Here is a 9786-nt window from a genome sequence, read left to right as displayed (position 1 = left end):
GTCTCGAGCGCCGCCGCCTCGTCGGCGCGCCGGGCCAGCGCCTCGGCCGCGTCATGCGCCAGCGCGCCCTCGCGGCTGCGGTCGTCGGCCAGCCGCGTCTGCGCAGCGCGCAGCTCGACGATACGCCGCTCGACCGCGGCACGCTCGCTGCGCAAGGTCGCCAGCCGGTGCATCGCGTCGGTCGCACGGTCGCGCACCGCCAGCGCCTCGGCGCGCACCGTCGCCAGCGTTTCGGCGGCGGCCTGCTGGCGCGACGCGGCGGCGTCATGCGCCTGCGCGCGTTCGGCAACCAGCGTCTCGGCTGCGGCCGCTTCCTTCTTGGCGGCGTCGGCAGCCTCGGCGGCGTCGCGCCAGCGCGCAAAGATCATCCGCGCCTCGGCGACGCGGATCCGCTCGGAGAGTTCGCGATAGCGTTCGGCTTGCCGCGCCTGGCGCTTGAGCGCCGCGGCCCGCGCCTCCTGATCGCCGATCACCTCGTCGAGCCGCACGAGATTGGCCTCGGTCGCGCGCAATTTCTGCTCGGCGTCGCGCCGGCGGACATGGAGGCCGGCGATTCCCGCCGCTTCTTCCAGCATCGCGCGGCGCTCGCCGGGCTTGGCCTGGATGATCGCGCCGATCCGCCCCTGGCTGACCAGCGCCGGCGAATGCGCGCCGGTCGCCGAATCGGCGAAGACGAGGGCGACGTCCTTGGCGCGGACGTCGCGGCCGTTGATCCGATAGGCCGAGCCGGCGCCGCGCTCGATCCGGCGGACGACTTCGAGTTCGTCGTCCTCGCCCGGCTGATCGGCGAGGATCGAGACTTCGGCGAAGTCTCGCGCCGGCCGGGTCGCGGTGCCGGCGAAGATCACGTCTTCCATCCCGGCGCCGCGCATCGACTTGGCGCTGTTCTCGCCCATCGCCCAGCGCAGCGCTTCGAGCAGATTGGACTTGCCGCACCCATTGGGGCCGACGATGCCGGTGAGGCCGGGTTCGATGCGCAGATCGGCCGGGTCGACGAAGCTCTTGAAGCCCGTCAGCCGCAGCCTTTTGATCTGCATGCCCCCGCCCCCCTGCGGTTCGGGCCCTTACCGGGCCCCGGCGGCGCGCAGCGCCGTCTCGACATCCTTCCACGAAGGCCCGTCGACGGCATTGCCGTTGACGAAGAAGCTCGGCGTGCCGGTCACACCGCGATTGTTCGCGCCATCGGCATAGACGTCGCCGATCGCCTTGAGCGTCGCCTGATCGGCGAGGCACTGGCGCGCCTTGGCTTCGGGCAGCCCGTTCTGCTTGACGAAATCGACCATGCCGACCGCGTCGGCGAAGGCGATCGCCGCCTGTTGCGGCGCCATCCCCTGGATCTGCTGAAGCGTGGCCTCGGGAACCTTCTGCTGCTTGTCGAGGAAATTGCCCTGATTGGCGAACATCCGGTCGAGCATCGGGAAGAAAGCGTCGACCCCGACGCACTGGTTGAGCAGCGCCAGCGCGAAATCGGGCGCGCCGTGGAGCGGGAAGTCGCGGAACTCGTAGCTCACCTGGCCAGTCGAGATGAACTGCGCGCGAAGCGGCTCGACGCCCTCGAGCGCGAAACGGCCGCAGGTCGGGCAGGTGCGGGAGCCATATTCGACCAGCTTGATCGGGGCATCGGGATTGCCTTGGCGAAAGCCGCCCTCGGGAGTCTTGGCGACGACGTCGACCCATTGCTTGCCCGCCGGCGGCGTGGCCTTCGCAACCGGCGTGGCCGAGGTCGGCACGCTGTCGCCGCCACCATTGCAGGCGGCGAGGGCGAGAAGCGGAAGCATAGCGAGAGTGAAGCGCATGGTCGTAATTCTCCGAGAGAAAAGGTCGATCAGCTATCCGCGGCGCGGAGTTCGGGCTGAAGCTGGTCCCAGGTGAAGGCGCGGACGCGGCGGCCGTTGACGAAGAAGCTCGGGGTGCCCTGCACGCCGGCATTGGCGCCGCCCGCATTGACCCCGGCGATGCCCTTGATCAGCGCCGGGTTCGCCAGGCAGCGTCGCGCCTGCGCCTCGGGCAGCCCGCGCGCATTCATGAAGCTGAGCATCCCCAGCGCCTCGGCGAATTTGGTCGCGGCCTGCGCCGGCGGAAGCTGCTGCCACGCCTCGACCGTTTTGGGCTGGGTGTCGATCAGCTTGTGCAGCGGCTCGTCGAACGCCTTCTGGTTGGCGAAGATCTGGTCGAGCACCGGAAAGAAGCGCGCGGTCGGCACGCACTGGTTGAGCAGCGCGAGCGAGAGATCGGGCACGCCGTGGATCAGAAAATCGCGGAACTCGTAGCTCAGTTTGCCGCTGGCGATCCATTCGCGGCGCAGCGGCTCGACACCTTCGGCGGCGAAGTGCCCGCAGGTCGGGCAGGTCCGCGAGCCATATTCGACGAGCTTGATCGGCGCGTTGGGATTGCCCTGACGGAAGCCGCCTTCGGGGGTCTTCGCGACGACATTGACCCAGTTGGTGGCGGGAGCCCTGCGCGCCTGCTGGGCAGTGACCGGACCGGTACCGAGCAACAACAGCAATGCAGCGGCAGCAAAACGAAGCACCATCAGTCGATCCTGCCAAGCTTGAGCCCCTCGGCCGCGGCGACCCCGGCAGCGAGCGATTCGAGCACGGCCTTGAGCTCGGGATCGGCGATGCCGCGCAGGCTGTCGCCCATCGCTTCGGGAAGCGGCTGCAGGCTGGGCGGCGGCGGGGTCTTGGCCGCCCGCTTGACCTCGCCCTGCCGGATCGCGACGCGCACCACCGCCTGATAGCCGAAGAAGCGATTGACCCGCTCGACGATCTCGGGGGCGATATGCTGCATCATCGGCGCGTGCGCACCCGCGACGACGAGGCTCAGCACGCCCTCGGCGCGCTGGCCCTGCGGGAAGCGGATCGACTCGGGCATCGAGACCCGGGCATAGCGCTCGCCGACGATCTCGCCCCAGCGGCTGACGATCGCGTGCTGGACGAAGCCGAACTTGCGGAAGGCGGCGCGGCCGACATCGGGCAACAGCTCGGAAACCGGCCGGGCACGGTTGGACCGCTGCGGCTCGAGCTTCGGCTGGCGGGTGGTCGCGCGCCGGGTCTTGGTCGGGGGCTTCGTCATTATCGCCAACCCATGCCATAGGGCCCTGTGCCCGACAACGTCCCACGCGCAATCGCCGCCCCCTTGCTGGATTGGTACGACGCCCATGCCCGCGATTTGCCATGGCGCGCGCGGCCCGGCGCCAATGCGCCCGATCCCTATCGGGTGTGGCTCAGCGAAGTGATGCTCCAGCAGACCCAGGTCGCCAGCGTTATTCCCTATTTCGCAAAATTCACCGCGCGCTGGCCGAGCTTCGCCGATCTCGCTGCCGCCGAGGATGCCGAGCTGATGGCAGCGTGGGCCGGGCTCGGCTATTATGCCCGGGCGCGCAATCTGCTCGCCTGCGCACGCGAAGTCGCCCGGCGCGGCAGCCTTCCCGAGACCGAGGCCGAGCTGCTCGGACTCCCCGGGGTCGGCGGCTACACCGCCGCCGCGATCGCCGCGATCGCCTTCGGGCAGCGCGCCGTGGTGGTCGACGCCAATGTCGAGCGCGTCGTCTCGCGGCTGTTCGCGGTGACCGAGCCGCTGCCCGGCGCGCGACCGAAGATCCGGGCACTCACCGATGGGATCACGCCCGACGCGCGCGCCGGCGATTTCGCGCAGGCGATGATGGATCTCGGCTCGGGCATCTGCACCGCGCGCGCGCCGCGCTGCCTCGCCTGCCCGTTGCGCGAACAATGCGACGGCTTCGCCGGCGGCGCGCCCGAGCGTTTCCCGGTCAAGACGCCCAAGCCCGCCAAGCCGCAACGCCACGGCACGATGTTCTGGCTGACGCGTGGCGACGCGGTGCTGCTCGTCCGTCGACCGGCAAAGGGCCTGCTCGGCGGCATGCGCGCGCTGCCGACCGGGCCGTGGAGCGAGACGCCGCCCGGCCTCATCGGTGCGCCGCTAGCCACCGACTGGCGGTGGCTCGACGCCTTGGTCCGCCACGGCTTCACCCATTTCAACCTCGACGTCAGGCTTGCGACTGCAACAATCGCGGCGCACACAGACGCGCCGGAGGGCGAATGGTGGCCGATCGCCGGGATCGCGGCGGCGGGGCTGCCGACCGTCTTCGCCAAGGCGGCAAACATGTTCGGGAGGATGCATGCATAGCTGGCGGATATTCGGATCGGTCGCATTACTCGCGCTCGCCAGTCCCGCCTGGCCGCAGGCGACGGTACCGCTGCCGTCACGCGGCGGACCCGCCCAGACCGCGAGCGCGACCAGCGCGCTGGCCAAGCGCGTCGTCGCCGAGGGCAAGGTGCCGGGGATCGTCATCCTCACCGGTATCGGCGCCGCGCCGCCCCGCGTGGTCGCCGAAGGCCGCATCGCGGTCGAGCCCGACGCGCCCGCCGCCGATGCCGACAGCCTATGGCGCATCTATTCGATGACCAAGCCGATCACCGGCATCGCCGCGATGATCCTCGTCGAGGAAGGCAAGCTCAAGCTCGACCAGCCGATCAGCGACTTCATTCCCGCGTTCAAGGACATGAAGGTCTTGGTCGACCCGGCGAAGGACCTGACCAGCCGACCCGCCACGCGCCCGATCACCGTGCGCAACCTGCTCACCCACACCGCGGGTCTCGGCTACAACATCGTCACCAAGGGCCCGCTGCTCGACGAATATAACCGGCTCGGGATCAACCCGGCGCAGGTCAACGCGCTGATGGAGCCCGGCATGCGGGCGGCGCGGCCGAAGACGCTCGAGGAATTCGCCAACCGCGTCGCGACGCTGCCGCTGATCGCCGATCCGGGCGCGAAATGGAGCTATTCGATCGGGCTCGACGTGCTCGGCCGGGTGATCGAGGTCGCCGGTGGCATGCCGTTCGACCAGTTCGTCAACACGCGCATCTTCGCGCCGCTCAAGATGCAGGCGAGCTTCTGGACCGTGCCGCAGGACCGGGCGCGGATCCTCGCGACCAACTATCTCTCGCCCGGGGTCGCCGCCGATGCCGGCGCGACCTCGGTCTGGCTCCAGCCGCCGAGCTTTCCCTATGGCGGCGCGGGGCTGGTAATGTCGGCGCGCGACTATGATCGCTTCCTCCACATGCTGCTGGACGGCGGCGCGCTCGACGGCGCGCGCATCCTCAAGCCGGAGACTGTCAAGCTGGCGATGTCGGACCTGCTGCCGGCGAGCGTCGACCGCTCGACCCTCGCGCAGATGACCGCCGATACCGGCGCGCCGATGGGCTTCGGTGCCGGTGGCTCGGTCTATCTCGCCGACAGGCCCGGCGGCCCCGGCAAGGGCACCTATGGCTGGGCCGGCGCGGCCGGATCGGTCGGCTGGGTCGATCCGGTGCACAAGCTGCGCGGGACGATGATGATCAACAGCTTCAGCGAACAGACGCTCAAGCGCGAGACCTCGCAGGCGGTCTATGCCGATCTCGGTCGATGAGCTCGATCGCGTGAGGGCACCCGGTTTCACTGGCGGCACGCTCGACCGTGCCGACCGGGTCCGTCACGAACCCGAGCTGCTGCGCGCCGCCGAGACCGACGCGCGCGCCCGATTGCTCGTCCTGCACGGCCTCGATCCCGAGCTCGACGCGGACGATCGGCTCGTCTGGACCGGCCTCGATGCGGCGCGGGGCGAGCGGCTGTTCCTCGGCTATGTCGACGGCATTCCGCGCTTCACCGCCGCGCCGCCCCACGGCCAGCCCTTTTCCGGCGCCCGCTCGCCGGCGCTGTTCGCGATGCTCGATCGCTTCCATGCCGAGGACGCCGCGCTCTACGCCGCCGCCCGCGCGCTGGTCGACTGGCACGGGCGCCACGGCTATTGCGCGGTCTGCGCCACCCCCACCGCGAGCTTCCGCGCCGGCTGGGGACGGCAATGCCCGAACTGCCATGCCGAGCATTTCCCGCGCGTCGATCCGGTGGTGATCATGCTCGCCGAGCATGGCGACAAGGTGCTGCTCGGCCGCCAGCCGCCCTGGCCGCAGGGTCGCTATTCGGCGCTCGCCGGCTTTCTCGAGGTCGGCGAATCGATCGAGGAGGCGGTGCGCCGCGAGACGCTCGAGGAATCGGGCATCCGCGTCGGCGCGGTGCGCTACGTCGCGAGCCAGCCCTGGCCCTTTCCCTCGTCGCTGATGATCGCCTGTATCGGCGAGGCGGAGAACGAGGATATCGCAATCGACGTCCACGAGCTCGAGGACGCGCGCTGGTTCACCCGCGACGAGGTCCGGCTGGCGCTGGCCCGCGATCCCGCCGCGCCGTTCGGCGCCGCGCCGCCCTATGCGATCGCGCACACCCTGCTCACCGCATGGGTGGAGGGCGGCTAGTCGTCCTCGACCGGCCGGATCGCCCAGCTGGCATGGAGCGTCGGCACCACCAGGTGAAGCGTGAGCAGGTAGAAGGGCAGCCCCGCCAGTTGCCAGAGGATCCTTTCGCGGGGCCAGTCCCCGATCACCGCGAGGCCGAGGATCAGCCACATGCCGATGAGCGCCGCGACGCTGACCGTCGCATAGCCCGCAAGCATCGCGCGGCCACGCAAGGCGCGATCGAATTCGTCGACTCGCTCTGGCGTGCCCCAGGGTTTCAGTGGTCCGAAGATCGGCAGCACGACCGCGAGCGTGTAGGAAAGCGTGATCAGCGCGAAACCCATATTGGCCAGATCGGCGCGTATCAGGCCCGTCAGAAGCGAGCCGCTCGCCAATGCCAGCGGGACGAGCGGTAGCCAGCGCAGTCGCCGGCGCGATTGCTTGCCGCATGCCATAGCCGGGACGCCGGTGCGCTCGGCGGCGGTGTCGAGTCTGGCGAAGAGGCGCTCGTTGAATTTGGACATGGACATGCTCCGCATGCTTCAGGCGCTCGCGCGCCGAAGCGCCGTGGCGACGGATTCGAAAGGTTGGAACGAGAAGAGCAGCTCGATCGGCACGTCGAACTGCGCCGCGATCTTCAGCGCGAGCTCGAGGCTGGGGCTGTAATCGCCGCGCTCGAGATAGCCGATCGTCTGCGGATTGACCCCCACCGCGTCCGCCAGCTCACGACGGCTCATCCCGCGCTCGGCGCGAAACAGGGCGATGCGGTTATGGATGACTGGCAAAACGACGACTCGCTCTACGATATGTTGTCTTTACACAACAAGTCGTAGTGAGAGTCAAGCTGCGCCGGATGTCGATCTGACGCGGTCAGGGCCGCTCGCGGGCCTGCGGATAGGTGCCGAGCACCCGCATCCATTTGGAGTGGAATTTCAATTCCTCGAGCGCGCGATCGATCGCCGGATCGCCCGGGCCGCCGACGATATCGGCGTAAAACTCGGTCGCCGCGAAGCTGGCCCCACGCTGATAGCTTTCGAGCTTGGTCATGTTGACGCCGTTGGTCGCGAATCCGCCGAGCGCCTTGTAGAGCGCCGCGGGGACGTTCTTCACCTCGAAGATGAAGGTCGTCATCACCGGCCCGAGCGGCGGCTCCTGGCCCTCGCGGGCGAGCACGACGAAGCGCGTCATATTGTGCTCGGCATCGGCGAAGTCGCTTTCGAGCAGGTTGAGCCCATAGAGCGCTGCCGCTCCGGGCGGGGCGAGCGCCGCGATCGCGGGATCGGCCATCTCGGCGACCACCGCGGCAGCGCCGGCGGTGTCGGGATAGGCGACCGGCGCGATCCCGCGCGCCTTGAGCCAGTGGCGGCACTGGCCGAGCGCCTGCGGATGGCTCATCGCCTCGCGGACCTGCGCGATGCCGCCGGTGGCCATCAGCCCGTAGCGGATCGGCAGGAAATGCTCGCCGGTGATCGCCAGTCCCGATTCGGGAAGCAGGAAATGAATGTCGGCGACCCGGCCATGGAGCGAATTCTCGATCGGGATCATCGCGCGATCCGCCCGGCCTTCCTTCACCGCGTCGATCGCGTCCTCGAACGAGAAGCAGGGCAAGGGCAGCGCATCGGCAAAGGCCTCGCGCACCGCGATGTGCGAATTCGCGCCGGGCGCGCCCTGAAAGGCCACCGCCCGACCGGGCTCGGCGGAGGCGCTGGCGATCATCTCTGCGACGATCGGACGTGCGGGCGCGGCGAAATTCTCCATGAAGCCGCGCGCTACCCGTCCGCTTGCCGCGCGGCAAGCCCGGCTTGCGGTAGCAAAAACCGCAGCCTAAAGGGCGAACGACTTTCCTTTAGGGGCATGCGATGAGCGACCGGTTCAATACGATTGCTGGCTGGGCATTGGCGGGCGGGATTGCCGCGCTCGGGCTTTCGATCGTGAGCGGCATGGCTTTTCATTCCGAGCGTCCCGAAAAGATGGGCTATGTGATCGAGGGCGTCGAAGCGCCGGGCGAGGGCGGCGGCGCCGCCGTCGAGCCGATCGCGGTCCGCCTCGCCAAGGCCGATGTCGCCAAGGGCGCCGATGTGTTCAAGCAGTGCACGGCGTGCCACACGATCAATTCGGGCGGTGCCTCGGGAATCGGCCCGAACCTGTTCGGCGCGGTCGGCAAGGTGCACGGGCACGTCCCCGGCTTCGCCTATTCGGATGCGCTCAAGGCCGTCCCCGGCAACTGGACCTTCGACGCGCTCGACGCGTGGCTGACCAGCCCGCGCAAATATGCCCCGGGCACCAAGATGACCTTTGCCGGCCTGACGAACCCGCAGGACCGCGCGAACGTGATCGCCTATCTCAATTCGCAGGGCTCGAACCTGCCGCTTCCCGCCGCCCCCGCTGCGGGCGAGGAGCCGGCCGCCGACAACGCCGCGCAGGCCAATGTCGCCGAGGGCCCGGGCACCGCCAATGTCTCGAACGAGGCGACGCCGGCCGAGGGAACCCCGGCCAAGGATCCGCAGGCCGCGATCGAGGCGGAGAAGAAGGGCCACTAAGGGCTCGCTCCGGACAGAAAAAAGGCCGCCTTTCGGGGCGGCCTTTTTTGTTGGCGGTCGTGCGGTCGCTCAGCCCTTGGGCTCGCGGTCGCGCCAGAAGTCCTGGATGATCTCCCAGCCTTCTTCGGCGGTCTCGACGAAGTGGAAGAGGTTGAGATCGCGCGGCGAGATCACGCCTTCCTCGCACAGCGCCTCGAAGTTCACCACGCGCTGCCAGAACGCCTTGCCATAGAACAGCACCGGGATCGGATCGATCTTGCCGGTCTGGATCAGCGTCAGCAGCTCGAAGCTCTCGTCGAAGGTGCCGAACCCGCCCGGGAACACCGCCACCGCGCGGGCGTGCAGCAGGAAGTGCATCTTGCGCAGTGCGAAATAGTGGAACTGCAGGCTCAGCCCCGGCGTGACATAGGGATTGGGCGCCTGTTCGTGCGGCAGCACGATATTGAGCCCGACGGTGTCCGCCCCCACGTCGCGTGCGCCGCGATTGGCGGCTTCCATGATCGAGGGGCCGCCGCCCGAGCACACCACGAAGTGGCGCTTGCCCGCCTCGTCGAGCGGGAAGTTGCTCGCCAGCCGCGCGAGCTGGCGCGCGACGTCGTAATAATGCGACTTCTCGATCAGCCGCTCGGCGATCTTCTTCTGCTCGGGGGTGTCGGCCAGCTCGAGCAGCGCCCCGGCCTTTTCGGGCTCGGGAATGCGCGCCGAACCATAGACGACGAGAGTTGACGCGATCTTCGCCTCGTCGAGGATCAGCTGCGGCTTGAGCAGCTCGAGCTGGAAGCGGACCGGGCGCAGATCCTCGCGCAGCAGGAAGTCCATGTCCTGGAATGCGAGGCGGTAGGCCGGATGCTCGGTCTGGGGCGTGCCGCTATTGGTGTTGGCGTTCTCGACTTCCTGCAGCGCGGGGCGGAAGACGCGGCTCGGGACGCGTGTATCGTTGCTCATTTGGGCCGGCT

The 9786-nt window shown here is 69.0% G+C and carries 12 protein-coding genes; 4 read left to right on the top strand and 8 right to left on the bottom strand.

Annotated features, from left to right (window positions below; all coding sequences use genetic code 11):
• From E5A74_RS13655 to E5A74_RS13640, 4 genes are all read right to left on the bottom strand, one after another.
• Window positions 1–1037, bottom strand: a 1037-nt coding sequence (locus E5A74_RS13655; protein ID WP_168355596.1) for an AAA family ATPase, incomplete at its 3' end; no start/stop codon positions are given.
• Between the two features lie 27 nt (window positions 1038–1064).
• Entirely contained in the window at window positions 1065–1778 is a 714-nt protein-coding gene (locus E5A74_RS13650) for a DsbA family protein (RefSeq protein ID WP_240699804.1), read from the bottom strand.
• Between the two features lie 47 nt (window positions 1779–1825).
• Window positions 1826–2533, bottom strand: a complete 708-nt coding sequence (locus E5A74_RS13645; RefSeq protein ID WP_135985836.1) for a thioredoxin domain-containing protein — start codon at window positions 2531–2533, stop codon at window positions 1826–1828.
• Window positions 2533–3075 carry a DUF721 domain-containing protein gene (locus tag E5A74_RS13640; protein WP_135985834.1) on the bottom strand — a complete coding sequence of 181 codons (543 nt, stop codon included), beginning with the start codon at window positions 3073–3075 and terminating at the stop codon, window positions 2533–2535. Before E5A74_RS13640 ends, E5A74_RS13645 begins: the two co-directional genes overlap by 1 nt.
• A gap of 63 nt (window positions 3076–3138) precedes the next feature.
• On the opposite strand from E5A74_RS13640, the gene E5A74_RS13635 reads away from it, so the two are divergent.
• The 3 genes from E5A74_RS13635 to nudC are packed head-to-tail and all read left to right on the top strand — an operon-like array spanning window position 3139 to window position 6311.
• Window positions 3139–4149 carry an A/G-specific adenine glycosylase gene (locus E5A74_RS13635; protein ID WP_208411828.1) on the top strand — a complete coding sequence of 337 codons (1011 nt, stop codon included), beginning with the start codon at window positions 3139–3141 and terminating at the stop codon, window positions 4147–4149.
• Window positions 4142–5431 carry a serine hydrolase domain-containing protein gene (locus tag E5A74_RS13630; RefSeq protein ID WP_135985829.1) on the top strand — a complete coding sequence of 430 codons (1290 nt, stop codon included), beginning with the start codon at window positions 4142–4144 and terminating at the stop codon, window positions 5429–5431. Before E5A74_RS13635 ends, E5A74_RS13630 begins: the two co-directional genes overlap by 8 nt.
• 10 nt (window positions 5432–5441) lie before the next feature.
• Window positions 5442–6311, top strand: a complete 870-nt coding sequence (nudC, locus tag E5A74_RS13625; protein ID WP_135985827.1) for an NAD(+) diphosphatase — start codon at window positions 5442–5444, stop codon at window positions 6309–6311.
• On the opposite strand, the gene E5A74_RS13620 is transcribed toward nudC, so the two are convergent.
• The 3 genes from E5A74_RS13620 to E5A74_RS13610 form a co-directional block, all read right to left on the bottom strand.
• Window positions 6308–6814, bottom strand: coding sequence for a hypothetical protein (locus E5A74_RS13620; protein WP_135985825.1), 507 nt, complete (start codon window positions 6812–6814; stop codon window positions 6308–6310). The two genes, nudC and E5A74_RS13620, sit on opposite strands and share 4 nt — an antisense overlap.
• 18 nt (window positions 6815–6832) lie before the next feature.
• Entirely contained in the window at window positions 6833–7075 is a 243-nt protein-coding gene (locus E5A74_RS13615; protein WP_240699803.1) for a helix-turn-helix transcriptional regulator, read from the bottom strand.
• Between the two features lie 85 nt (window positions 7076–7160).
• Window positions 7161–8048, bottom strand: coding sequence for a prephenate dehydratase (locus E5A74_RS13610; RefSeq protein ID WP_135985824.1), 888 nt, complete (start codon window positions 8046–8048; stop codon window positions 7161–7163).
• 101 nt (window positions 8049–8149) lie between these two features.
• Between E5A74_RS13610 and E5A74_RS13605 the strand changes: the two genes are divergently transcribed.
• On the top strand, window positions 8150–8830 hold the full coding sequence (locus E5A74_RS13605) for a c-type cytochrome (protein ID WP_135985822.1): 681 nt from the start codon (window positions 8150–8152) through the stop codon (window positions 8828–8830).
• A gap of 69 nt (window positions 8831–8899) precedes the next feature.
• On the opposite strand, the gene E5A74_RS13600 is transcribed toward E5A74_RS13605, so the two are convergent.
• Window positions 8900–9775 (bottom strand): LOG family protein, encoded by an 876-nt coding sequence (locus E5A74_RS13600; RefSeq protein WP_135985820.1) that lies wholly within the window; start codon window positions 9773–9775, stop codon window positions 8900–8902.
• Between the last annotated feature and the right edge of the window lie 11 nt (window positions 9776–9786).

Origin of the sequence: Sphingomonas naasensis, assembly GCF_004792695.1 — a bacterium.
Taxonomy (GTDB): domain Bacteria; phylum Pseudomonadota; class Alphaproteobacteria; order Sphingomonadales; family Sphingomonadaceae; genus Sphingomonas; species Sphingomonas naasensis.
This window is presented reverse-complemented; position numbering and strand designations above follow the sequence as displayed.